Origin of the sequence: Pedobacter sp. W3I1, assembly GCF_030816015.1 — a bacterium.
Classification (GTDB): domain Bacteria; phylum Bacteroidota; class Bacteroidia; order Sphingobacteriales; family Sphingobacteriaceae; genus Pedobacter.
Genome location: NZ_JAUSXN010000001.1, coordinates 2,788,045 through 2,812,117, shown reverse-complemented (window position 1 = coordinate 2,812,117; position 24,073 = coordinate 2,788,045). Strand labels below are relative to the sequence as shown.

Here is a 24,073-nt window from a genome sequence, read left to right as displayed (position 1 = left end):
ATGTGTGATGATTTTTTTACCAGTAAGATGGTAACATCTGACCGCACAATATAACTGCCAGATGGTAACAGCCAACAGTACAAAAATCACCCTCCTTTGTTTTCTCTGATCAACCGGATTACATTACCTCCCAGGATTTTCTTAATGTCGCTTTCCGAGTATCCGTTTTTTATTAATTCGTCGGTAATTTTGGGATAATCGGCTACGCTGTTCATCCCTAAAGGAAAAGATTCGGCACCATCAAAATCTGCACCCAAGCCAACATGATCAACGCCAATTAATTTCACTACATGATTAATGTGTTTAACCAATAGCGATATTGCCGGCCGTGTAGCATCAGCATCCGCCTGATGGTTATAAATTAAGGTATCTATTGCATTGCTCCTGCCATATTTAGTGCTCAATGTTTTAAGCTCGCTATCATATTTTGCAAAGAAAGCTTTTTGCCTGGTGCTGAAAGTAGAGTCTAAGAAACCGCTGTAGAAATTAATACAGACTACCCCACCATTTTTGCCGACAGCTTTAATCTGATCATCTTTTAAATTTCGCGGAACTGGATTTAATGCATAAGCACAGCTATGGGAAACAATTACAGGCTTAGTTGAAACTTTGATGGCATCATAAAATGTTCTTTCGCCTACATGTGATAAATCAACCATTACGCCGAGTTTGTTCAAGCGTTTAACTACTTGTTTTCCAAAATCGCTTAAACCCGCATTTTCAGGTTTCACCTTACCCGAGGTCTCTTCGGCCGCAGAACTCGACTATGCTGTACTGTTGTTCCAGGTTAAAGTAAGATAAGCCATTCCGCGCCTGGCTAAACTATCAATATAATCTAATCGGTTCTCAATCATGTGCCCACCTTCTACGCCAATCATTGCAGCCAGTTTTTGTTGTTTAACAGCCTGTTCTAAGTCTTTCGCTGTTATTACCAATTGAATTTGATTAGGATATCTTTTGATCAAACTATAAAGTGAGTCTATTTCCCGATTCGCTAAAGCATATCCACCTGTTTCATCGCACCAAATGGAGAAAAATTGAACATCCAACCCACCTTGTTTAGCCCGCACTAAATCGAAATTACCTTTAGACTGAAGTTTGCCAATATCGATACCCGATTTGATCTGATTGAAGAGTATATCTCCGTGGGTATCAATCACAATCGCATTTTGATGAATTTTATTCGAATTTTGGGCAAAAAGATTGATTTGTACAACAATTAGACTAAGAAAAAGGCAAATATTTTTCATGTTTAAAGATAATATTAATTGTTTTTCCACCACTAAGAAATAAAGGAACTTTTTGCTAAAACTCGGATGTGCTAAGATAGCTTAGGTAGCAAAAAAAATCATAATAATCAGATTTTACTTGAATAAAAACCCTCAGTTAGATAAAAAATGGTATCGATAAAATATAAAATTCCATTTCTTGAAAGTACATTTTCATCATGCAAATCTTCGAAAATAACACCTAAATTGCTATTAATATAATCATTGTTCCGGCTATTATTAAAATCATTATAAGATAAAAATTGCTTTACGACATTTAAGTCTGTAATTTCTGTAGCCACAATAAACTCTTGCTTAACAACAGCACAAAGTATATCATCAATAAATTTAAAACCTAAAAAGATGTAAGCTGTTGCTCTAAAAAAATAATTGTGGATAAGAAGGCTATTAAAATAATCAAGCCAATACTCGTAAAATATAGAATCGTTGATTTTGATTATGTGGAAATCATCATAACGATAAACCCTTTGTTCAGCGCCTGCACTGATAAAGTTATCTTCAGAAATTTCTTCAAGAAAAAACAGCTTTTCTTTAAAAGCAAAATCGGTTAAGCAGATTGTTTCTTCACTTTTGAGATACTTTTGTTTTTCAGTTCGGAAGCTTGCTTTCTCATTTGTTCTAAGGAAATTTTGGACTTTTTCAAGTTTGCTTGTTGGCCCAATTGATCCATCTCCATTAATGATATTTTGTAATTCATCTTTAATATTTTTCATTGAAAGCTTAGATGCAAAGATACTAATTTATTTTTTTATACAAAGGAGCTAAGATGGTTCTCCTTCCAAACAGATAATGCTTTATACCATTTTATTGCCTAAGCTTACTATTGCTAAAATATCTGGTAATGCAGCTTTATGTTTGCATAATCCCAACATTAAACTTCCTGGTAATCGGCGATTGATTGGCCGCTTCAATTCCCATCGAAATAACCTTCCTCGTCTCTAATGGATCGATAATACCATCTACCCAAAGCCGCGATGCGGCATAATAAGGTGTGGTTTGACTATCGTATTTATCGGTAATTTCTTTTAGCAGTTCGGCTTCTTTTTCAGGTGTAATTACCTCGCCTTTTGCTTTTAAAGAGGCTTCCTGAATCTGAAGCAGGGTTTTTGCCGCCTGTGAGCCACCCATTACCGCAATTTTAGCTGTTGGCCAGGCATAAATCAACCTCGGATCGTAAGCCTTGCCGCACATGGCATAATTGCCTGCACCATAAGAATTGCCCAATACAATGGTAAATTTTGGCACCACAGAATTAGCCACAGCATTAACCATTTTAGCACCATCTTTAATAATACCACCATGTTCTGATCGGCTGCCCACCATAAAACCGGTAACATCCTGCAAAAACACCAGAGGGATTTTCTTCTGGTTACAGTTCATAATAAAACGGGTAGCTTTATCTGCACTATCAGAATAAATTACACCACCAAACTGCATCTCTCCTTTTTTCGACTTCACCACTTTACGCTGGTTGGCCACAATGCCAACTGCCCAGCCATCAATGCGGCCTAAGCCACAAACAATGCTCTGTCCGTAACCTTTTTTGTACTCTTCAAATTCAGATTGATCAACCAAACGGTTAATGATATCCATTATTTCGTATGGTTTGTCGCGGTTTTCAGGGAGGATCCCGTACAGTTCTTCTTCTTTTTCGTTAGGCTTAGCAGGTTTAATCCGATCGAAACCTGCGTTTTGAGGAGCCCCCAGCATACTCATGATATTCCTGATGCTATCTAAACAAGCCTGATCATTGGGATGCTTATAATCGGTAACACCAGAGATTTCGCAATGCGTAGTGGCCCCACCTAAGGTTTCATTATCAACTTCTTCGCCAATGGCCGATTTTACCAGATAAGAACCCGCTAAAAATACGGACCCCGTTTTATCAACAATCATCGCTTCATCGCTCATAATTGGCAAATAAGCTCCTCCAGCAACACAAGCACCCATAATAGCAGAAATCTGCACTATCCCTTCCGACGACATGATGGCATTGTTACGGAACATCCTTCCAAAATGTTCTTTATCAGGAAATATCTCATCCTGCATGGGGAGGTACACACCAGCACTATCAACCAGGTAAATTACCGGCAAGCGGTTTTCCATGGCAATTTCTTGCGCACGGAGGTTCTTTTTCGCGGTCATTGGGAACCAGGCTCCAGCTTTTACCGTGGCATCATTGGCCACAATCATACATTGCCTTCCGCTTACATAACCTATACCGCACACCACTCCTGCCGAAGGGCATCCACCTTGTTCGGCGTACATTCCATCAGCAGTAAAGGCTCCAACTTCTAAAAAGTTAGAATCTTTATCAATTAAATAAGCAATCCGCTCGCGCGCCAGCAGTTTTCCTTTTTCTTTTTGTTTTGCAGCGTTTTTTTCGCCACCACCCAGGTATATTTTTTTGAGTCTGGTTTTCAGCTCGTAAACCAACTGTTTATTTACATCCTCGTTTTTGTTGAATTCGATATTCATGGTGGCAATTTAAATTTAATTTCAGAAAAATAGCATTGACCAAAACGGTTTCTGGTCTACCGGTCACTTAACCGCAAGGTGCGCTAAGTCTTTTTAACCACAAAGATCCTGAAATAAATTCAGGATGACGACAGTTTATGTAATTTGTGGTGTACCTAAGGAGATATCCATTTAAAATGATATTTTTGGATAAATCCTAAGAATGGAACTAACCATCAATATTCCTGCACTATTGTTTCCTGCCATTAGCTTAATTATGCTGGCCTATACCAACCGGTTTCTGGCTCTGGCCAGTTTGGTAAGAAGTTTAAAATCGAAATATGAAGACGGCGATAAAAATGCAGCACTTCACCAACAGATTGAAAACTTACGTTACCGATTAAGGTTAATTAAAAATATGCAGGCTTTTGGCGTACTCAGTTTCGCAAGCTGCCTTTTTTGTATGTTTTTCATTTACCTGGAATGGAATACGGTTGCCGAAATCCTTTTTGGATTGAGTTTGATCTTCTTTATGATCTCGCTCATTATCTCGTTGATCGAGATCCAGATCAGCACAAAGGCACTGGAATTGGAACTGAGTAGTTTAGAAGAATTGGATAATCCCTCGATAGTAAGCAGGTTAAAAAAGAAGTTTGATAAAAATTAGCATGCAGATGGAGATTAACACACCAGAAGAATACTTAAACAGTATCGCTGAAGAAAGAAAAGTACCTGTTTCAAAACTGAGAGATACGATTTTAGAAAACTTACCCAAAGGTTTTGAAGAAAAAATCACTTATGGTATGCTGGGCTACGTTATTCCGTTAGCACTTTACCCTGCGGGTTACCATTGCACACCGCAACAGGCTTTACCTTTTATCAATGTTGGTTCGCAAAAGAATTTTATTGTGATGCACCACCTGGGTCTGTATGCATTTACCGGTTTACTGGAATGGTTTCAGGCTGAATATCCTAAACACTGTAAATATAAGCTTGATATGGGCAAAGGTTGTGTCCGTTTTAAAAAGCCAGGTGATATTCCATACGCACTGATTGCCGAGCTCATCAGAAAAGTAACGCCAGAGCAATGGATTGAGCATTATGAAAAGGTGTATAAGCGTAATGGCTAATTTTGATAAACTACGCCATCAATCTTCAGTTTTTTAAACTTTTCGTCCCGGCCTTTACCTTTTATATATTTTACCTGCGATGGGTGTCCTTTTAAATTTGGATGATAAATCGGATCAAACGAAAAAGTCATTTCGGTATCCGATTTTTGAACCACCGTTACTTCGTTATCATTTTCATCTTTTGCTCCTGTAGTGAAAAACTTATCGCCAACCTTCGCATTAAAATCGGCCCGGGTATAAGTTTTCAAAGGATCATCAGGATAGCTTTCCACCAATTTATTCTGCTCATCAATCCTCAAATAAACGGTACTCACTGCATCGCCGCCGACCAAAGAATAAAACTTGTAAAAAAGCTTTTTATTGATGCGAACAGTATCCTTGATTTCAGTATAAGATTGAGCATTCATATACCATAAATTACCAATCTGCATCGGCAAAAATGAATCGGCAGCCCTGTTTTGAGCCTTATTCTTCTGGCAAGAAACGATAGCGAGACTAATTAAAATAAAACTTAAAGATTTCCAGTTTACGATCATGAGGCATTTGTTTTTCCTTATTTAATGTTAAAGATAAACAATGCGCTACATTGTAAGGTATTAATTTACAAAATGATACAAGAAAACTACCTCTCCACTAAAGGCAGGTTTCTTTTGATCTTCAATTTCCATTTCGATAGCCATATTTACCTTCGTTACGCCTCGGAGATTAATGATGGAAGCTAGCTTGGCTTTTAACCTTACCTTACTGTTTACGGTAACGGCTTGTGCGAACCTTAAACTTTCGATACCATAATTGATCTCCATTTTTAATTTCTGGATATCAACAATTTCTTTCCATAGATAAGGGATTAATGAAAGTGTTAAATAGCCATGCGCTATGGTTGCTTTAAAAGGTCCTTCATTTTGCGCCCGCTCTTCATCAACATGTATCCATTGATGATCTAAAGTAGCATCGGCGAATTTATTAATTTGTTCTTGTGTAATGGTGTGCCATGAAGAAACGCCTAATTCCTTGCCAAGGTATTGTTCAAATTCTGCATGGGAGCTGATGATTTGCATTATTGTAATTTTAGGTCCTCTAAAGGTGTTTTTATAATATTATTGTTGTTTGTATTGTTAAATTGCTGGTTAATCGTCTAATGATATAAGCACTCTGGCTATGAACCATTGACTATTAACCATAAGCATCTTGCTATAATTAACTCAGATTCCTTTCTCTAAACCAAACTTCATCAGGAATAGCAGAAAAACTGTCCATTTTATTAATTAATATTTCAGCATCTGCCTCATTAAAAACCAAATCGCGATTGGCCAGTTTCAAAAATTTGTTTTGAACCATCATGTCCATTTGAGCAAATAAGGGATCGTAAAAGCCATTTACATTTAATACCCCGATTGGTTTATTGTGCAGGCCAAGCTGTAACCAGGTTAACACTTCAAAAAATTCTTCCAATGTACCAAATCCACCAGGTAAGATGACAAAACCGTCGCTCAAATCGGCCATTTTCTGTTTCCGCTGATGCATATTTTCGGTAACAATCATTTCGGTTAAACCCTGGTGACCTACTTCCTTATCCATTAAAAACTGAGGAATTACCCCCGTTACTAAACCACCCAATTCCAGAACATCGTTAGCTAACACGCCCATTACCCCAACACTACCACCACCATACACCAATCTGATCTGCTGTTTCACAAGTGTTTCGGCCAATTGCTTTATTACCTTACGGAGTGTTATATCGCCATTAAAGTTTGAGCCACAATACACACAAACCGAGTTAAGCTTATTCATTTTTTTTAAAATTTACCGAAGTTAATATTTTATCGGCTTTCTATAAATTTTAATTCTGCACAAAGCTGTTACAGGTCTATTTTTTGAAGTTTTAACCTCCAAAAGCGATAGCTTATTTTACTCTTTTTCATTCTACCTTTAAATTTCCTGATCAATGTCATTAAGTTAAGGAGAAACAAAAAAGCATATCATCCTGAGCCTATTGAAGGACAAATGTTTTTTTCCGACAATAAAGATCTTCGACAGGCTCAGACTGACAATAGATATACCTAACTTAATAACATTGATCTCCCGCTAATGAGCTATCGTGTGGACACATCTCTGCTAATTAGATTTGTTTTTAGCCCTTTTCTCTAAGGCGATCGTCATGCTGAATTTATTTCAGCATCTTTCCTGCTATTAAGTAACTCTAAACACAAATATCGATTTATTACGCTCTTTGCCGCGGGGCAAGGTACTTTGGAGCGCCAAAGTACCCAAAGCGCTTTGTCAATCCAGCAATGTGGCTTCTCACCGCCCACGCTCATCAAAAAAACAGTGGCACTTCGTTTTGTGTTCAATATCCTTTTAACCTTAAATGCAGCGGATAAGAACACAAAACCACTGCATTTCAGGCTTGGTAGTGCTACTTGTTCTTTTCAATACCTGTTTTTTTGATTCTTCTGCCACTTGGGATTGACGGCGTTCTTCGGTAAAGACTGTGGTTTATTAAAGCCAGCTAGCATGATGTCCAAACCATCCTAAAAAAAGATGTGTCCACACGATAGGCTAATGAGGGAAACTAGTTCCTGGTATTTAATCTCCATAAGAATCACTGGCAGAAGTAAAATAGACCTGATGGAAGTGGGCACGAAGCCAATCCTTCATTGGCGAAGTAAAACGGACAGCAGGATTACCGCAACCGAAAAGCACAGGAACCCCGCTCTCCTTAAAAACAAAAAAGGAATGGCATTACACCACTCCTTTTAACCAAATATAAGAGAGAAAGATTTCGCTTATTATTCTGCCATTCAAATCTCCTGGTGATAAGCGTAAATTAGTTTCTGGTATTTATTTCCATAAAAACCACTAGCAGAAGTAAAATAGACCTGATGGAAGTGGGCACGAAGCCAATCCTTCATTGGCGAAGTAAAACGGACAGCAGGATTACCGCAACCGAAAAGCACAGGGACCCCGCTCTCCTTAAAAACAAAAAAGGAATGGCATTACACCACTCCTTTTAACCAAATATAAGAGAGAAAAGATTTTCAGTTAAACAATCTTAGAAAGAATAACGCAAGGTAGCACCATAAGTTCTTGGATCGCCAAGTACACCTGCATACAAACCGGAGTTACCTGCTGCTGCCTGCAACTGCTCGTAATAATTTTTGTTTCCGATATTTCTGCTCCACACAAATGCAGAGAATTTATCAGATTTGAATCCTAACCTGGCATTAAACAAAGCATAACCTTTAACATTTAATATGCTCGAGGGTGTAGGATTTGAAGAATACTCTGAACGGTAACTGGCATCAGCAGCAATAAAATATCTACCCAGCTTGGTTGCTAAACTGCCAGGCGCGCTGAATTCTGAACCACCAGAAATATTCCATTTAGATATACCTGGTAATCTGCCTCCTGAAGCATCTTTAAATGCTACCTGAGTAGCTACACCATTCACTAATTCTGTATGTCCGGTTTCTTCTAAAGGCAGTGGTGCATTGGTAAATTTAACATATTTGCCATCTAGATAAGCCAAAGCAGCATTTAAAGTTAAAAACCTTTCTAATTGATAAGTTCCGTCAATTTCCAGGCCTTTTACCCTTACTTTTTCAGCATTTGCCAAATAGCCCCTGTTTACGCCCAACTGTGGCGATTGCACATTGGTCTGGTAATCTTTAATATCAGTATTAAACAAACTGAGATTTACAATAGCACCTTTAAATGGCTTTGTTTTAGCACCTAACTCATAATGTTGTACATACTCCGGTTTAACAACAGCTACAGATAAATCGGCTGCTCCTGCTGAGGTAGTTGGCAAACCACCTACATTAACACCAACCGGTTTATATGCGGTAGAAAAAGTTCCGTAAACATTTAAGTTATGAGTAGGACGGTAAGATACTGTAAAGTTACCAGATAAATTGTTATTATCTACCTTGGTTATAAACTGCTGATTTGCATACACAGCCGCTTTAAGTGCCAATAATGCCGCATCGGTAGTTTGTAAACCACCATAAGTTACCCTATCGTAATCAACATCTTTTTTATCATAGGTATACCTTAAACCTGGTAATACGTGCAGGTTCGTTAAAACTTCCCAATCAACCTGTGCAAAAACAGCAGCACTTAACGATTTGATAGTGGAGTTCGTTTTAATCCCGAAGCCATCTAGTAAGCCTGGGGTTGAGTATAAAGCCTGACTGCCGGTATTACTGGTTTGTACAAATCTCCACTGATCCTTACCCACTTCTTCTGTTTGTGACAATCCTTTTAAATTCTGCCCCAATAGATACACACCGATTACTCCACTTACTTTGTCGGTAATATTTCCTGCATACCTTACCTCCTGCGAGTATTGATCGTGGCGTGAAGTACCCTGCGATTTGGTTAATGCAGCTAACTCAGAGAAATCCCTGTCGTTCGTAGGATCCCAGTTCCAGAATCTCCAGGCAGTAGTAGAAGTAAGCGTTCCATTACCTATTTTATAATCTACATTTAAAGATATACCACCTATTGATTGATTATGTCTCCAAGGCGTATTGGTATTGATCTCTCTGGAAAAAGGATCGATTTTAGGTTGTTGATAGCCTAAATCAGATACAATTTTGGCATACTGGCGGTAAGCACTTCTTTCAGTCGTAGTTACGCCTGCAATTACCAATGGATAACCTGCAGGATGCTGAATGCTCACATCGCCACTTAACAATACCTGCAATTTATCAGAAGGTGTGTAATACAACTGACTTTTAAACCCAAGATTGTTTTGTCCGCTGTATTTGCGCTCTTCCCTGGTGTTCCAAATGGTACCATCACGCTGTGTACCCGAAATTGAAATTTTTGCAGCAAGATCTTTTGCAAGAGCACCTGAAACGGAAGTTTTAGCCTGGATAAAATTATAATTTCCAACGCTCAATTCTACTTTTGCACTTGGCGTTAAGGTTGGTTTGGTGGTGGTGATATTAAATGCACCAGCGGTGGTGTTTTTACCAAATAAGGTCCCTTGTGGACCGCGAAGGATTTCAATCTGCTCGATATCCAGAAAATCGGTAGAGGTTGCAGCCGGACGGGCGTGATAAACACCATCTACGTAAAAACCTACACCTGGATCGATACCATCGTTGGTTAAACCGAATGTTGAGCCTAATCCCCTAATATTTAAAGTAGTATTTCTGGCATTAGAAGCATATAACTGTACTGAAGGAACCAACTCTTTTAAACGGTTAACGTTAAATGCACCAGCATTTTCTGCTGCCTGTCCACCAATTACGGTAATTGGAATGGGCACATCTTGCAAAACCTCCGAACGCCTTCTCGACGTTACCACAATTTCATCCAGCAGTGCGCTTTCTACCAGAACCAACTCAATGGGTGTTTCCTGTGGTTTTAAAAACTGAAAATCCTGGGGTTTAAAGCCAACTGAACTAACTTGTAAATAAAATGGAATTTCTTGCTTTACATTAATGGTAAAGGCACCATTATCATCGGCTACAACGGCTTGGTTTGTACCTCTTACCTTTATGGTTGCATGTGGTATGGTAGTGCCATTACTTGCCTTTATTACACCCCTTACCGGTGTCTGAGCAAAAACAAAGTTTGCAGAAAGTATTAATGAAAAAAAAATGAGTAAACTTTTGTTCATGATTGGTTATATAGTTTGTTTAAATGTTATCAGTTAATAGGCTTGTAAATTGTTTTATTTTGTTTGAGAATAGCCACAACAACTACAGGCGGGTTTTTTGTCCAAATTTCATAACTTATATAAATCCTATGGATTTAGTCGACAAATATATCAAAAAAAGTTAGCTGCCAAATTTTATTTTGTGATTTTTCTATTTTTATGATTGAGCTGGGTTATTATTAGCCACAGAAACACGGATTGGCACGGAAAATTTTAAGAAAATAGCTCCACTATCTTTATTACATTTTACGCAATAAAATAGTTAGTCTTATATTCAGCAAGCTGATATAGAGATCTTTTTAAGGACCTTACAGGTTTTTAAATGCGCGGTTCGCGTTAGGGATTGTAAGGGTTCAGTGTCGATAGTTCATCGGTACCGGAGCGAAGCGCAGCCCTGAAAAGCCCGACCCTTGCGCAGCTTGGGTAACGCCATAACATACTGGCTTTCAATATTTAAATTATCCTTTAATTAATAGGATCTTTTTAGCATATTTTTACCTTAATGTTCTTGGTGGGGAGCTGAAGTCATTTAAAAAGCCGAAAGACTTTGTACGAACAAAAACGAGGCTATCGTAAAACGATGCCCCGCTAATATTGAATTCTATAAAAATATTGACTTATGAGATTGCTTCGTTCCTTATAATGACGATTATTCGAAAAAGATGCCTTATCTGGTATAATTTGGTGCTTCTTTAGTGATGGTAATATCGTGTGGGTGACTTTCGCGCATACCTGCAGCTGTAATCTGTACGAATTGTGCTTCTTGTAATGCTTCTATAGTTGCCGCCCCACAGTAGCCCATGCTGGCACGTAAACCGCCGATATATTGATACATTACTTCTGCCAAAGTACCTTTAAATGGCACGCGACCCACAATTCCTTCAGGCACTAACTTTTTAATATCATCTTCCACATCCTGGAAATAACGGTCTTTAGAACCCTGCTCCATCGCTTCAATTGAGCCCATTCCACGGTAAGATTTAAATTTACGTCCTTCGTAAATAATGGTTTCACCTGGCGATTCTTCTACTCCTGCAAATAACGAACCTGCCATCACTGTACTTGCACCCGATGCGATTGCTTTGGCAATGTCGCCAGTGTGTTTAATACCGCCATCAGCAATAACAGGTACTCCAGTTCCTTTTAAAGCTTTTGCGCATTCGTAAACTGCATATAACTGCGGAACACCAACACCGGCAATAATTCTGGTGGTACAGATAGAACCCGGGCCTATACCTACTTTAACTGCATCGGCACCAGCATCTGCCAAAAATTTTGCAGCTGCACCGGTGGCTATATTTCCAACAATCACCTGTAAATCTGGGTATTTTGCTTTAACTTCTCTTAATTTATCAACAACACCTTTAGTATGGCCATGAGCAGTATCGATGGTAATTACATCAACACCGGCATGAACCAAAGCATCAACACGCTGTAAAGTATCGGCTGTTACCCCTACCGCAGCGCCTACCCTTAAACGGCCACGTTCATCTTTACAGGCAGCAGGATAATCCTTAACTTTAGAAATATCTTTAAAAGTGATTAAACCACTTAAGTATCCATCTTTGCTTACTACTGGAAGTTTTTCGATTTTATGGTTCTGAAGAATTTCTTCTGCCTGAACCAAAGTGGTTCCTTCTGGCGCAATGATTAAATTTTCTTTAGTCATTACCTCAGAAATTGGTCTCTTCATATCCTTTTGGAAACGTAAATCTCTATTTGTAATAATACCTACTAGTTTATTATCGCTACTTACCACCGGAATACCACCAATTTTATGCTCTTTCATGATTTTGAAAGCATCGGCCACAACAGCTGTTTCCAATAAGGTAACAGGATCCTGGATCATACCACTTTCCGAACGCTTAACTTTACGTACTTCGGCAGCTTGTCTGTCTATAGTCATGTTTTTATGTAACATACCAATACCTCCGTTTTGCGCAATGGCAATGGCAAGTTCGGCTTCAGTTACAGTATCCATTGCCGCAGAAATCAATGGAACATTAAGTTTAATTTTTTTCGTTAAAAAAGTGGTTGTATTTACTTCACGGGGCAGTATTTCGGAATATGCGGGTACTAAAAGTACGTCGTCATACGTTAAACCTGTGGCAATAAACTTTGTGGAATCGAGTTGCATAGCAAATAAATTAGGATTTATTATTTGCCAGGCAAAGATACAAAAATTGAGGGGAAATAAAAGCATAAAGATAAAAATGCTTAAATATTGAGCTTGCCTGACAATTGCATTAGCGCTAAAATGGGCAGGCTTTCAGAAGTTATTAAGGGATAATCCCACTAAGTATTTAGCGATTTAATTTGATTAAGCTCGATATTTATATAAATTCATCGAACCAAATATATAAACATGATTGATTTTCTGGAAGGAACGAAGGAATGGCTGATTGGCTTTTTCGGCTTATCGGCAATTTTACAACTGTTGCAAACCAATGATTATAGCCAGTTTATGAGCTGGAAAGGAATTAGTGCACTTATTGGTCCCTTAATCCCCTTTCTATTGGCTTTTGAAATCATCAGGATGACATTTTACCGCCGTTTTAAAGTGGTTGATTATCGCATCTCTTTCTTTTCATTGGTCTTCAATTCATTTATTGGCCGCATTATTTCAATCGGAATGGTTTCCCTTTGTATAGGTTTATTTGGGAAATATGCCATTTTTAAAACCGAAATTACCTGGTACTGGCTCATTTATGGCTATGTAATATGGGAATTTGGTCATTTTATTTACCATTTTTTAGCGCATAAAGTAAGGCTGTTTTGGTGTTTACATTCTACTCATCATGCACCCGAAACCATGAATCTATCCGTAAATTTTGCTCATTTTTTTCTTGAAGCACCATATGCAGACCTAATTAGAACAACAACCTGTATACTTTTAGGCGTGAGCCCTTCACTGCTTTTTTTAATTATGTTTATTGATGGTGTTTGGGGATCTTTTATCCATATTGGAGAAAACATCTCAAAAGATGGCCGTTTCGGTTTTTTAAATAAAATAATCCTTACCCCTTCTCATCATCGTGTACACCATGCCAAGAATGCATTGTATATGGATACCAACTTCTGTAACCCTGTTACCCATCTGGGACCATGTTTTTAAAACCTATCAGGAAGAAGATAAAACGATAAAAATTGAATACGGTATTACCCGGGAAATGAAAAAACATAGTTTTTTAGACGCTTATTTCGGCGAAATTGTTCTTTTGGCTAAAGATGTATGGCACGCACCAGGGATTAAAAACAAGTTTCTATACATTTTTATGCCTCCCGGATGGAGCCATACCAAAGAACATAAAACAGCAAAAATAGTGAGATCTGAATATCTGAAAACTTACAAAACTGAAATGGCCAACCCATAAAAGCGATAACAGATTACCTTATAAAATTTTGCATAGCCATACAGGCTGATTTAAATTATACATCAAAAATATCTTGTCAATTAATTGATCATATTTCGCTGAATCTTTTTAATATTGCATTAACCAAAAAACTAATTTTATAAATGCAGAAAAATGCGCTCCAATTTCTGACTTTAATGCTATGCATTGGAGTTAGCACCCTCTATGCCCAAACCACTCAACCTATAAAAAGAGAATTCAAGTTTGGTAAAATTGCTCCAACAGAATTTGAGGTGAAAGCCACAGGACAGGATTCTTCGGCTTCAGCGATTAAACTGTTTGATGTTGGCGACTGTTATTTTGAAATCGGGCCTTCTTCTGGTAGCTTTATTTATGTTTTTGAAAGGCATATCCGTTACAAAATCTTAAACAAAAATGGTTACGATCTGGCTAATTATAAAGTAGAACTTTATAAAAATAGTAACTCGGCAAAAGAAGACCTTACTTTTATGGATGCCGCAACTTATAATATGGTTGATGGCAAAATGGTGACCAGCAAACTGAATAAGGATGCCAAATTTACCGAGGAATTTAACAAAAACTATGTCATCAAAAAATTTGCCTTGCCAAATGTTAAAGAAGGCTCCATTATCGAATTTAAATACAAAATCAAGTCAGATTTTATTTTCACACTGCGTGGCTGGAAATTCCAGTCAAACATTCCAACACTTTGGTCGGAGTACAATGTAAAAATACCTGAATACCTAACTTATAAGAACAACCTAAGTGGGTATTATCAGGTCGACCATCCGCTTCACCAAAATGTAAATGCAAGCTATGTATCAGGCGTAAACTCTACTGCTGTTTACGATAAATATTGTGCTGCTAATGTACCTGCGTTGAAAGAGGAGCCTTATGTAACCACAATGGATGATTATATCCCTAAAATAAAATTTGAACTTAGGGCAACCCAGTTTCCGGGTGAACTTTACCAGGACTTTAATGGATCGTGGTCAAAAATTATTAATGGGCTGGCTCAAGATGAAAAATTTGGCGGTTTTATTAATAAAAACAGTTATGCCAAATCTGTACTTCCAGGCATTTTAAAAGGAGAAAAAGATACCCTTGCTGCTGTAAAGCTTATTTTCGACTATGTTAAAAACAACTTAAAATGGAATAAAGAATACTCGGAATATGCTAAAGAAACCAATCCAAAAAGTATCTTCGAAAAGAAAACAGGTTCGTCTGCTGATATCAACCTTTCCTTATTAAGCTTATTGAAAGAAGCGAAAATAGAGGCCTACCCCGTTTTGATCAGCACAAGGGAAAATGGAGAACACCCAGGATATCCGGTAGAATCGGCGTTCAACAACGTAATTGGTGTTACACAGATCGGGAATACACTCTATTTTCTTGATGCTACAGATAAAGATCTTCCTGCTGGTATGTTAGATTATGAAAACCTGAGTCACCAGGGCTTTTATATGGATTTAAAAAGCTTTAATGGAAAATGGCTTTCTACAGAACCAAGCGTATTGAGTGAAAAGATTTTTGTTTATAATATGACGCTTGATAAAGACCATAAGTTAACGGGCAAAATTAATCAATACTCAAAAGGCTATAGCGCACTAAACCTTCGCAATAAATATAGAAAAACTAATAACGAAACCGAATTTGTTAAAAACTTCAAAAAAGACAAAACAGGCCTCGAAGTTTCTAATTATAAAATAGACAACCTCGACAATCTTGATGAGTTGTTGACTGAAACGATGGATGTAGTAATTGAAGACAATGTGGAAGAAGCCGGAAACCTGGTATATTTTACCCCTTTGCTTTTCGAAAGAACCAAAGAAAATTTATTCAAATTAGAGCAACGAAAATTCCCGGTCGATTTTGCCTATCCATTTAAAGAAAGTTACCGGATTACGATTAACTTCCCTGAAGACTACGAAGTAGATAAGCTGCCAAAAGGTGGGATTTATAAACTGCCGGAAGAGAATGGAACATTTACCATCAATTACATTGCAGAAGGCAAAACCTTAATGGTAAGAAGTATTATAAATGTAAACAAATCGCTTTATACACCAGAAGAATATTTCGACTTAAAAGAATTATTTAAAACAGTTGTAGAAAAGCAGGCTGAACAGATCGTATTTAAAAAGAAAGTATAATGAAATACTATTTAAGTTTGGCGCTTGCGCTTGTAAGCATTAATAGTGCATTAGCACAAATAGATTACGATGTAGCGAAGATTCCTGAAAACCTGAAAAAGGATGCTGTTGCTGTCATCAGGAACGAAGAATCTTTTTTTGATGTTAAGGGTTTGGGTGAGGCAAAAATGGATTATAAAGTGGCGATAACCATTTTAAACAAAGCCGGTGAAGAATATGGTGAAATGGCTGAAGGTTACGATAAATTTAGCAGTATCTACAACATTAAGGCTACCCTTTACGATGCTGCAGGAAAAAAGGTAAAGGACTATAAAAGTTCAGATATAAAAGACCAAAGCCTGATTTCGGATTTTTCGATCTTCGAAGAAAATAGACTTAAACTCCTAAAATTTGTAAGTATAACTTATCCATACACCATAGAGTATAGCTATAGTCAGGATTATAAAGGATTGCTTTATTTTCCTTCATGGCGCGACCTGAAAGGTTTTGGAGTATCAGTAGAAAAATCGGCCTACACGATTCAAAAGGCAAAAAACTACAAAATGAGATACATTACGAGTTTGAATTTACAGACCGACTCGGTAATTAATGGAGAAAAAGTACAGTACAAATGGAAGAGTACCAACGTTGCAGCAGTTGCTGAAGAGCCTTTAAGTACCGATATCGATAATATTTCTGCATGGGTAAAAGCCTCTCCTAATCAGTTTGAATACGATGGTTCGACAGGAAATTTCGATAACTGGAAAAATTTCGGGTCATGGCTTTTCACCTTAAATCAGGGTGGAAATAAACTTCCGGAAGCCACCAAATTAATGGTACAGAATTTAATTAAAGATGCCAAAACAACAAAAGAAAAGATCCGCATTTTGTACAACCATTTGCAGCAAAATACCCGTTATGTGAGTGTACAATTGGGAATTGGTGGCTTTAGGCCTATTTTGGCCGAAAAGGTAGCGCAGGTTAATTATGGCGATTGTAAAGCACTTTCTAATTACATGAAGGCTTTATTAAACGAAGCAGGAATTGCCTCAAATTTAATTGTCATTGGAAACGATATGCCAAGCTTAAACCTCAATTACTCGAGTATGGGGCAGGCAAACCATATGATTTTGTGTGTTCCATTGGCAAAAGATACTACGTTTTTAGAATGCACCAGCCAATATAACCCAATGGGATTTATCGGTTATGGCAATTCTGACCGGAATGTATTAATGGTTACCGAAGATGGAGGAAAAATAGTGCATACCCCTGCCTACAATGCCAAAGAAAATTATCAGATCAGAAAAACCAAAATTACATTGGCAGAAGATGGTACAGCCAGCTCAGAAATAAAATCTACTTATGGTAATGCGCAGTTTGAAGAAAATTTTTCGATGACATTAATGGAACCTGTGGATCTCCGGAAAAAAATAATTGAAGAGAGTCCCATTCCGGTAGCCGAGCTGATTAGTTATAAGTATGCACAGCCAGATAAAACGGTACCAGTGCTTACTGAAGAAATTAACTTTAAAACCAACCCGTTGTTAACCAAAGGTGGAGATAAGTTGTTTTTGGTGATCAACCAGGTTAACCGTCGCGAGAGCGTGCCGCTTAAAGTAGAGGTCAGAAAAACGTACTTTGCTGTTCCGTTCAGTTACAATGATGATGATGAAATTAGTTACATTTTGCCAAAAGGCTATAATGTAGAGTTTATTCCAAAAGATATTGCGATTAGCTCTGAATTTGGCTCGTATAGTGCGAAATTTAGCGTTAAGGATAATATGATTGTTTACAGCAGAACGCAGGCCATGAACAATAAAAAGTATCCGCCAGAAAAATATGGTGAATATGTAGATTTCTATAAAAAAATTTACCAGGCTGATAAGCAAAAAGCCGTTTTAGCAAAAACTTTATAAATGAGCATATGATTACTGAAAACCAATATTTTGATGGCAACGTTAAATCGTTAGGCTATGAAACCGCCGAGGGAAAATCGACTATCGGCGTTATAAATCCTGGAGAATATACTTTTGGAACCGCACAGAAAGAAATTATGCATGTTATTGAGGGTGAGCTATCAGCACTTTTACCTGATACAGCCGATTGGAAAAGCATTAAAGCAGGAAGTAATTTTGAAGTGCCTGCAAACTCCTCATTTAAAGTAAGGGCCAACGTGCAAACGACCTATCTTTGCCAGTACAGATAGATTTATATAAGGTCGTCATCTCGACTGGAACGCAGTGGAATGGAGAGATCTATCTCGACAGATTACTCGGCTTCGTTGCACTCCACTCGAAATGACGACCTCTCTAGAGGATTAATTTACCCTTATTTCTTCCCGATCACCACCTCTGTAAAATGATCGGTTCTGAGGTATTTATTCGCCAAAGCAAGTAATTCTTCAGCAGTAATGGTTTTAACCTTCTCTATATATTTTGTATAGTAGTCGTAATCCAATCCTGAGAAGTAAATATTCTTGAATTTATCGGCGTGTGAGAATACATTTTCCAAACTGCCCAGCATTGATCCCAACATGTAATTTCGAACCAGATTCAGTTCTTCTTCCCCTACCAGTTCATTTTTTAACAGCTCTATTTCTTTGTAAATCTCTGTTAATGCAGCCGAACAAACATCGGCACCAACTTCTGTAGCGATAAACAGATAACCTGCTTGCTGTAATGAAGAAATACCAGAACCAATACCATAAGTGTATCCTTTATCTTCGCGGATATTGTTCATCAAACGTGATCCAAAGTAACCACCTAAAACAGTATTTAAAATCTGAAGTCCAGAAAAGTCTTCATGTTTACGATTAATTGCCAACTGTCCTATTCTGATTGCCGATTGTAAAGCCTCTGGTTTTTCGGTATAAACAAACTGTTTTTCCGTTGCGGTGAAATCGAAACTATTCTTTACCGCATTACTTTTTTCCCAATCCTTTCCGAAAGCATCGTTTAACAGATTAAAGCTTGAAATATCAAACTTCCCTGAAGCGATTATGGTACAATTATTTGGTGCGTAGGCAGCCTTAAAATATTCAATTAAATCTTCACGTTTTAATGCATCGTAATGGTCTGCTTTAATATTTACGCCATAAGCCGTATCGCCAAATAAAGCTTGTGCAAATTCTTTTCTCGAAAGAACATCATTTTTCTTCAGGTTTACCTGTAGCTTTTGCTTCTGATTTTGGATATAAATATCAAGCTCATCTTGTGGGAACTTGCTTTCTGATAAAACATCCTTCACAATGGGCAATACCGAATGTAAATGTTTATTTAAAGTATACAATGTAACCGAAGATTGATCCTGGACATATTCTGTTTGGAAAAATGCGCCATAAAAATCAATTTGTTCTGCTATCTCTTTTGCCGATAATTTATTTGTTCCATTATTAATCAGGGCACTTACTGCAATGGCCTGTAATGGTTTTTCCAATTTCCAGTTTACGTTATCAAAAATAAATTCAATACGTACCAGATCCTGTTCTCCAGAATAAATCGTAAAAACGGGTACACCATTATCTAATACTTTTTTTTCCGGATGGATAAAATTTATTGTTGATACCTGCTTAAAATCAGGCGCCTGTTGTCTGTTAAGCATTTTCTTCAGTTAAATAATATAAAGTTGACGATGAATTTGGTTGGAAAGTTTCGTTGGATATCCTTTTGATATCTTCTGCCTCTACTTTTAAAAATTCTTCGGTTTCCCCGTTCAATAAAGCTGCATCTCCCAGTAATTCGTAATAAGCCAGGTTCATCGCTTTATCTAGCAGGCTCATCTCAGAAAAAACAAGTACCGATTCTACCTTGTTTTTTACCTTCTTTAATTCGTTATCAGACACCAGTTCGGCTTTTAATTTTTCCAGCTCAACCCAGATTGCCTTTTCTGCCGTTTCCACGGTTACACCTTCTACCAGTTTACCTTCAACAACAAACAAACCTGGATCTAAACTGCTCGAAATGTAGGCATTGATATCGCTAAAAAGTTTCTGTTCTTTCAGCAAGCTGTTATACAAACGTGAAGATTGTCCACGCGATAAAATATCAGATAATAAATCAAAAGCGTAATAATCTTGATTTAACCTTCCCGGCATTTTAAAAGCCATATAAATTGCATTTAAAGGCACGTTTGCTTTAACGGTTTCTTTTCTGGCTTCTGTTTGCGGTTCTTCCTGAATCAGATCCCGGTTATATTTATCACCAGCTGGGATCGGTTCGAACCATTTTTCTGCCAGTTTTTTCACATCTTCTGTTTTCACATTGCCACCCACTACTAAAATTGCATTTTGTGGAGTATAATGTTTCTTAAAAAATGCTTTCACATCGTCCATTGTTGCATTTTCGATATGCGAAAGTTCTTTCCCGATAGTTGCCCAGCGGTAAGAATGCTTTTTATAAGCCAACGGACGCAACTTTAACCAAACATCGCCATAAGGCTGATTAAGATAACGTTGCTTAAATTCTTCGCTCACTACATTCCGCTGGGTATCTAAGCTTTTTTCAGAGAAAGCCAGGCTCAGCATGCGGTCGCTCTCCAGCCAAAATGCTGTTTCCAGGTTTTCAGCAGGCAGTGTGATGTAATAATTAGTGATATCGTTACTTGTAAAAGCGTTATTCTCACCTCCTACGCGCTGCAAAGGTTCGTCATAATTGGGGATGTTTACCGATCCGCCGAACATTAAATGCTCAAACAAATGCGCAAAACCGGTTTTTTCCGGGTCCTCATCACGGGCACCCACATCATATAAAATATTTAAAACTGCCATTGGAGTTGTAGCATCTTCATGCACCAAAACTTTTAAACCATTGGCCAGCGTAAAACGATTAAAATCTACCATATTTATTTTTAGAACCGTAAAGATATAATAAATGATTTCACGGATGAGGAAGATTGAATAGATTTTGGTGTATTAACCGCGTTTGTTATTTTTTTGACAAACCTTAAACCTTACACCTTCAACCTTCCCTCCCTTTTCCTTATCTTTGTACTATGAATATAGCCGATTTACTGCAACGGGCATTACATTTCGATTTTTTGAGCCTTGAAGAAGGTGTACATTTATATCATCATGCCGATACTGCATCTTTGATGTTTGTAGCAAATGAATTAAGGAAAATCCAGGTACCCAGTGGCAAAGTAACCTGGCAAATCGACCGTAATGTAAACACCACGAACGTTTGTATTGCCAACTGTAAATTCTGTAATTTCTTCCGCAGGCCTGGCCACGACGAAAGTTATATCACTGATATCGAAACTTATAAGGTAAAGATTGAAGAGACTTTTCGTTTAGGTGGAGATCAATTATTATTACAGGGTGGTCACCACCCCGATTTAGGTTTGGCATTTTATGCTGACTTATTCAGAAAACTGAAAGAATTATATCCAGATCTAAAATTGCATGCTTTAGGCCCGCCAGAAATTGCACACGTTGCAAAGCTCGAGGGGATGACACATACTGAGGTATTAAAAGCATTAAAAGAAGCAGGCATGGATTCGCTTCCGGGTGCAGGTGCCGAAATTTTAAACGACCGCGTGAGGCGTTTAATCTCGAAAGGTAAATGTGGCGGACAAGAATGGCTTGATGTAATGCGTGCATGCCATCAATTAGACATCACTACTTCGGCAACGATGATGTTTGGCCATGTGGAAACCATAGAAGAACGCTTTGAACATTTGGTATGGATCCGTCAGGTACAGAGCGAAAAACCTGCCGATGCCAACGGATTTTTAGCTTTTATTCCCTGGCCTTTCCAAGATGATGGCACTTTACTAAAAAGATTACGCGGAATTAGCAACAATGTAACAGCTGATGAATATATCCGTATGATCGCTTTAAGCCGCATCATGTTGCCTAATATTAAAAATATTCAGGCCAGCTGGCTAACGGTTGGTAAAGCCACCGCACAGCTTTGTTTACATGCAGGTGCAAACGATTTTGGATCGATTATGATCGAAGAAAATGTGGTATCGGCGGCTGGTGCTCCACACCGTTTTACCGCGAATGGCATTCAGCAATCTATTAAAGCCGCAGGTTTCGAACCTCAGTTACGCGGACAAAAATATAACTACAGAGATTTACCTGAACATTTGGAAGAGCAGGTAATTACGTACTAGGTTATTTGAGATGGATGATGGGAAATGTATTTTATTATACGCATTGATCTTAAAATCCTATCATCTTAAAAATCTTGTTCAAAAAAGGGAAGTAAAACCAAGTTCTACCTCCCTACCTTAAACAAACATTACCTAATCAATAACGTCAATATTTTGCTGTATTATGAAAGCTTTTTACCGTCCCTTAAAAATAAGTTGGCAATGGTAATTACACTGGCTTTATCTAAAGGCTCATCAAAACTTTCTACCGCTATAGCTTTGGTAATACCTGCATTACCACCAATACCCACTATGTTTGCACCAGCTTGTACAGTTAAATCTTCGCCAGCATAAACAGCATCTACCTGAGGAACTCCAGAATCATTTGCCTGACCTGAAGCGCCAAGACTAACCCATGGTTTATATACTGTACTACCAGCTGCTGTACGCATTTGGCGGATGTGAGATGCGTGACGGGCTTCAACTGAGTGGATTTGCAAAGCGGTTTGTAATACACCTGGGCTAACCAATAAATTCCCTGCCTGGCCCTTGTATGCCCTCACTCCAGTATCTTCAAAGCCTTGTGCTACCGCTAGAAAGGTATTATAATCAGAGTATACGGTAGCAAATGTTCCACCTGCTCTAAAATCGGTATCTGCATAAGCAATTGGTGCACGTGCTGAACTTCCTAAAGCGCCTACTAATAAATCAACGTGTGCTTTTTCATGATCGCGAATGGTAGTAATGGCTGCTTGGCTGGCTGCATTAGGAAAATTAAAAGTAACATCAATTACTGCCGATCCCGGAGTCTTTCCTACGATACAGTGATTATAAAAATGGTATTCTAAATACTCTAGTGATAAAGCAAAGTTTAATACATCAACAACCGCTGCTGGTAAAGCAGTTTGTCCATATGCTTTTTGGAACATTGAACCTAAAGCCAGTGGCATAGCGGCTAAAGAGATTTTTTTACCCATGTTGAAAAAGCTTTTCATTGCAGCTCTTCTTGGATTTAATCTTTCATAGATTTCTCCGTCAACTTTTTCAATTTCTTCTAATATATTTACGATATTCATAATTTCTGATTTTAAAAATTAAAGATTGATAACATTAATTTTGGTTTTAATATATTTTCCGGCAGCAGCTAAAACCTTATCTGGTGTTAAAGCTGCATCTAAACCGCCAGCATTATTAGCACCTAAAGCAGAAAGACTGTTCAAATCAGCAAATGTTCCATTTGAGATCAGATCACGAACATACGCTGCGTGGCGGGCTTCAACAGAAACAATTTTACCTGCTAACAATAAATAAGTACCGTTTTTAATTCTTGGTCCGGCGCCATTGTATGCCGCCACACCCAAGTCTTCGAAAGCCATTGCCGCACCTAAAACACCAGCAGAACTGGTAAAATCAATTGATGAAAAATCCACCTCCAAACTTCCAATTGCGGCGGTGCCTAAAGCGGCTTTAAAAAACTCTCTGTGGGCAATTTCATGAAACTGAATATCCTGGAAATATGCTTTTTGAGCTGTAGTGAAAGATGCAGGAGGTGCTGAAGCAACTTTAACATAAAATGCAGCTTCTAATTGCTCTAAAGCATATGCATAATTTAATACACCGAAATCATCTTTAAAATCAAGCGTTGCACCTCCCATTACAGGATTATCATAACCGCGATCTTTTTTACAACCTGCAGCTACTAAGGCAATACCTGCAGCGCCTGCACCTGCGTACTGAAGAAAAGATCTTCTGCCTACAGTTTTGCTAAATAAACTTTCATCCTGAAGTTCACTTTTTGTTTCTAGTTCATTGTTTTTCATAGTCATCTATGTTTAGTGGTTTTGAATTCGTTTGATGATACATACGTGACAATTCCAAGACTGGTTTTTTCTCTTTGCATTTTTTTTTGTAAGACCATTTTAATACATTC

General features: G+C 37.9%; 19 protein-coding genes and 1 pseudogene. 8 read left to right on the top strand and 12 right to left on the bottom strand.

Annotated features, from left to right (window positions below; translation table 11 throughout):
- Positions 1 to 86 precede the first annotated feature (86 nt).
- The 3 genes and pseudogenes from QF042_RS11755 to QF042_RS11745 form a co-directional block, all read right to left on the bottom strand.
- A pseudogene (locus tag QF042_RS11755) lies at positions 87 to 1,250 on the bottom strand (dipeptidase).
- A 107-nt stretch (positions 1,251 to 1,357) separates the two neighbouring features.
- Complete coding sequence (locus QF042_RS11750; protein ID WP_307528501.1) at positions 1,358 to 2,002, bottom strand: hypothetical protein; 645 nt, start codon at positions 2,000 to 2,002, stop codon at positions 1,358 to 1,360.
- Between the two features lie 136 nt (positions 2,003 to 2,138).
- Complete coding sequence (locus tag QF042_RS11745) at positions 2,139 to 3,767, bottom strand: acyl-CoA carboxylase subunit beta (RefSeq protein ID WP_307528499.1); 1,629 nt, start codon at positions 3,765 to 3,767, stop codon at positions 2,139 to 2,141.
- 202 nt (positions 3,768 to 3,969) lie between these two features.
- Between QF042_RS11745 and QF042_RS11740 the strand changes: the two genes are divergently transcribed.
- Positions 3,970 to 4,413, top strand: a complete 444-nt coding sequence (locus tag QF042_RS11740; protein ID WP_307528497.1) for a DUF2721 domain-containing protein — start codon at positions 3,970 to 3,972, stop codon at positions 4,411 to 4,413.
- A 7-nt stretch (positions 4,414 to 4,420) separates the two neighbouring features.
- On the top strand, positions 4,421 to 4,876 hold the full coding sequence (locus tag QF042_RS11735) for an iron chaperone (RefSeq protein WP_307528495.1): 456 nt from the start codon (positions 4,421 to 4,423) through the stop codon (positions 4,874 to 4,876).
- Here QF042_RS11735 and QF042_RS11730 read toward each other — a convergent pair.
- From QF042_RS11730 to guaB, 5 genes are all read right to left on the bottom strand, one after another.
- A complete protein-coding gene (locus QF042_RS11730) occupies positions 4,873 to 5,412 on the bottom strand; it encodes a hypothetical protein (RefSeq protein WP_307528493.1) in 540 nt (179 codons plus the stop codon). The two genes, QF042_RS11735 and QF042_RS11730, sit on opposite strands and share 4 nt — an antisense overlap.
- 60 nt (positions 5,413 to 5,472) lie before the next feature.
- Positions 5,473 to 5,934: a MaoC family dehydratase gene (locus QF042_RS11725; RefSeq protein WP_307528491.1), complete on the bottom strand. Its 462-nt coding sequence runs from the start codon at positions 5,932 to 5,934 to the stop codon at positions 5,473 to 5,475.
- Between the two features lie 139 nt (positions 5,935 to 6,073).
- The gene (locus tag QF042_RS11720; RefSeq protein WP_307528489.1) at positions 6,074 to 6,667 is read right to left on the bottom strand and encodes a TIGR00730 family Rossman fold protein; all 594 of its coding nucleotides are present in this window, start codon (positions 6,665 to 6,667) and stop codon (positions 6,074 to 6,076) included.
- Between the two features lie 1,261 nt (positions 6,668 to 7,928).
- Positions 7,929 to 10,508 carry a TonB-dependent receptor gene (locus QF042_RS11715; RefSeq protein WP_307528487.1) on the bottom strand — a complete coding sequence of 860 codons (2,580 nt, stop codon included), beginning with the start codon at positions 10,506 to 10,508 and terminating at the stop codon, positions 7,929 to 7,931.
- A 706-nt stretch (positions 10,509 to 11,214) separates the two neighbouring features.
- Complete coding sequence (gene guaB / locus QF042_RS11710) at positions 11,215 to 12,684, bottom strand: IMP dehydrogenase (protein WP_307528486.1); 1,470 nt, start codon at positions 12,682 to 12,684, stop codon at positions 11,215 to 11,217.
- A 228-nt stretch (positions 12,685 to 12,912) separates the two neighbouring features.
- Here guaB and QF042_RS11705 point away from each other — a divergent pair, with 228 nt between their 5' ends.
- The 5 genes from QF042_RS11705 (at position 12,913) to QF042_RS11685 (ending at position 18,256) form a co-directional block, all read left to right on the top strand.
- Positions 12,913 to 13,662 (top strand): sterol desaturase family protein, encoded by a 750-nt coding sequence (locus tag QF042_RS11705; RefSeq protein ID WP_307528484.1) that lies wholly within the window; start codon positions 12,913 to 12,915, stop codon positions 13,660 to 13,662.
- Complete coding sequence (locus QF042_RS11700) at positions 13,601 to 13,921, top strand: hypothetical protein (RefSeq protein WP_307533343.1); 321 nt, start codon at positions 13,601 to 13,603, stop codon at positions 13,919 to 13,921. The genes QF042_RS11705 and QF042_RS11700 overlap by 62 nt, the downstream gene beginning before the upstream one ends.
- Before the next feature lie 143 nt (positions 13,922 to 14,064).
- Entirely contained in the window at positions 14,065 to 16,071 is a 2,007-nt protein-coding gene (locus QF042_RS11695) for a DUF3857 domain-containing protein (protein ID WP_307528483.1), read from the top strand.
- Entirely contained in the window at positions 16,071 to 17,966 is a 1,896-nt protein-coding gene (locus QF042_RS11690; protein ID WP_307528481.1) for a DUF3857 domain-containing protein, read from the top strand. The genes QF042_RS11695 and QF042_RS11690 overlap by 1 nt, the downstream gene beginning before the upstream one ends.
- Positions 17,967 to 17,974: 8 nt before the next feature.
- Positions 17,975 to 18,256, top strand: a complete 282-nt coding sequence (locus QF042_RS11685; protein WP_307528479.1) for a pyrimidine/purine nucleoside phosphorylase — start codon at positions 17,975 to 17,977, stop codon at positions 18,254 to 18,256.
- A 122-nt stretch (positions 18,257 to 18,378) separates the two neighbouring features.
- Here the strand turns inward: QF042_RS11685 and QF042_RS11680 are convergent, their stop codons facing one another.
- Positions 18,379 to 19,650 carry a pitrilysin family protein gene (locus tag QF042_RS11680; RefSeq protein WP_307528477.1) on the bottom strand — a complete coding sequence of 424 codons (1,272 nt, stop codon included), beginning with the start codon at positions 19,648 to 19,650 and terminating at the stop codon, positions 18,379 to 18,381.
- Positions 19,643 to 20,887 carry a pitrilysin family protein gene (locus QF042_RS11675; RefSeq protein WP_307528475.1) on the bottom strand — a complete coding sequence of 415 codons (1,245 nt, stop codon included), beginning with the start codon at positions 20,885 to 20,887 and terminating at the stop codon, positions 19,643 to 19,645. Before QF042_RS11675 ends, QF042_RS11680 begins: the two co-directional genes overlap by 8 nt.
- Positions 20,888 to 21,039: 152 nt before the next feature.
- On the opposite strand from QF042_RS11675, the gene QF042_RS11670 reads away from it, so the two are divergent.
- Positions 21,040 to 22,164 (top strand): CofH family radical SAM protein, encoded by a 1,125-nt coding sequence (locus QF042_RS11670; protein WP_307528473.1) that lies wholly within the window; start codon positions 21,040 to 21,042, stop codon positions 22,162 to 22,164.
- Positions 22,165 to 22,325: 161 nt separating this feature from the next.
- Here the strand turns inward: QF042_RS11670 and QF042_RS11665 are convergent, their stop codons facing one another.
- Both QF042_RS11665 and QF042_RS11660 read right to left on the bottom strand, forming a co-directional pair.
- Positions 22,326 to 23,219: a ferritin-like domain-containing protein gene (locus QF042_RS11665; protein ID WP_307528471.1), complete on the bottom strand. Its 894-nt coding sequence runs from the start codon at positions 23,217 to 23,219 to the stop codon at positions 22,326 to 22,328.
- An 18-nt stretch (positions 23,220 to 23,237) separates the two neighbouring features.
- Positions 23,238 to 23,963: a ferritin-like domain-containing protein gene (locus tag QF042_RS11660; RefSeq protein WP_307528469.1), complete on the bottom strand. Its 726-nt coding sequence runs from the start codon at positions 23,961 to 23,963 to the stop codon at positions 23,238 to 23,240.
- Positions 23,964 to 24,073 lie beyond the last annotated feature (110 nt).

What these genes read in the sequence shown, in the direction of transcription:
- QF042_RS11750 (WP_307528501.1), bottom strand. Translation starts at nt 2,002, where the DNA reads ATGAAAAATATTAAAGATGAATTACAAAATATCATTAATGGAGATGGA.
- QF042_RS11685 (WP_307528479.1), top strand. Translation starts at nt 17,975, where the DNA reads ATGATTACTGAAAACCAATATTTTGATGGCAACGTTAAATCGTTAGGC.
- QF042_RS11660 (WP_307528469.1), bottom strand. Translation starts at nt 23,963, where the DNA reads ATGAAAAACAATGAACTAGAAACAAAAAGTGAACTTCAGGATGAAAGT.
- QF042_RS11690 (WP_307528481.1), top strand. Translation starts at nt 16,071, where the DNA reads ATGAAATACTATTTAAGTTTGGCGCTTGCGCTTGTAAGCATTAATAGT.
- QF042_RS11745 (WP_307528499.1), bottom strand. Translation starts at nt 3,767, where the DNA reads ATGAATATCGAATTCAACAAAAACGAGGATGTAAATAAACAGTTGGTT.
- QF042_RS11705 (WP_307528484.1), top strand. Translation starts at nt 12,913, where the DNA reads ATGATTGATTTTCTGGAAGGAACGAAGGAATGGCTGATTGGCTTTTTC.
- guaB (WP_307528486.1), bottom strand. Translation starts at nt 12,684, where the DNA reads ATGCAACTCGATTCCACAAAGTTTATTGCCACAGGTTTAACGTATGAC.
- QF042_RS11715 (WP_307528487.1), bottom strand. Translation starts at nt 10,508, where the DNA reads ATGAACAAAAGTTTACTCATTTTTTTTTCATTAATACTTTCTGCAAAC.
- QF042_RS11720 (WP_307528489.1), bottom strand. Translation starts at nt 6,667, where the DNA reads ATGAATAAGCTTAACTCGGTTTGTGTGTATTGTGGCTCAAACTTTAAT.
- QF042_RS11670 (WP_307528473.1), top strand. Translation starts at nt 21,040, where the DNA reads ATGAATATAGCCGATTTACTGCAACGGGCATTACATTTCGATTTTTTG.
- QF042_RS11680 (WP_307528477.1), bottom strand. Translation starts at nt 19,650, where the DNA reads ATGCTTAACAGACAACAGGCGCCTGATTTTAAGCAGGTATCAACAATA.
- QF042_RS11725 (WP_307528491.1), bottom strand. Translation starts at nt 5,934, where the DNA reads ATGCAAATCATCAGCTCCCATGCAGAATTTGAACAATACCTTGGCAAG.
- QF042_RS11695 (WP_307528483.1), top strand. Translation starts at nt 14,065, where the DNA reads ATGCAGAAAAATGCGCTCCAATTTCTGACTTTAATGCTATGCATTGGA.
- QF042_RS11740 (WP_307528497.1), top strand. Translation starts at nt 3,970, where the DNA reads ATGGAACTAACCATCAATATTCCTGCACTATTGTTTCCTGCCATTAGC.
- QF042_RS11675 (WP_307528475.1), bottom strand. Translation starts at nt 20,887, where the DNA reads ATGGTAGATTTTAATCGTTTTACGCTGGCCAATGGTTTAAAAGTTTTG.
- QF042_RS11700 (WP_307533343.1), top strand. Translation starts at nt 13,601, where the DNA reads ATGCATTGTATATGGATACCAACTTCTGTAACCCTGTTACCCATCTGG.
- QF042_RS11665 (WP_307528471.1), bottom strand. Translation starts at nt 23,219, where the DNA reads ATGAATATCGTAAATATATTAGAAGAAATTGAAAAAGTTGACGGAGAA.
- QF042_RS11735 (WP_307528495.1), top strand. Translation starts at nt 4,421, where the DNA reads ATGGAGATTAACACACCAGAAGAATACTTAAACAGTATCGCTGAAGAA.
- QF042_RS11730 (WP_307528493.1), bottom strand. Translation starts at nt 5,412, where the DNA reads ATGATCGTAAACTGGAAATCTTTAAGTTTTATTTTAATTAGTCTCGCT.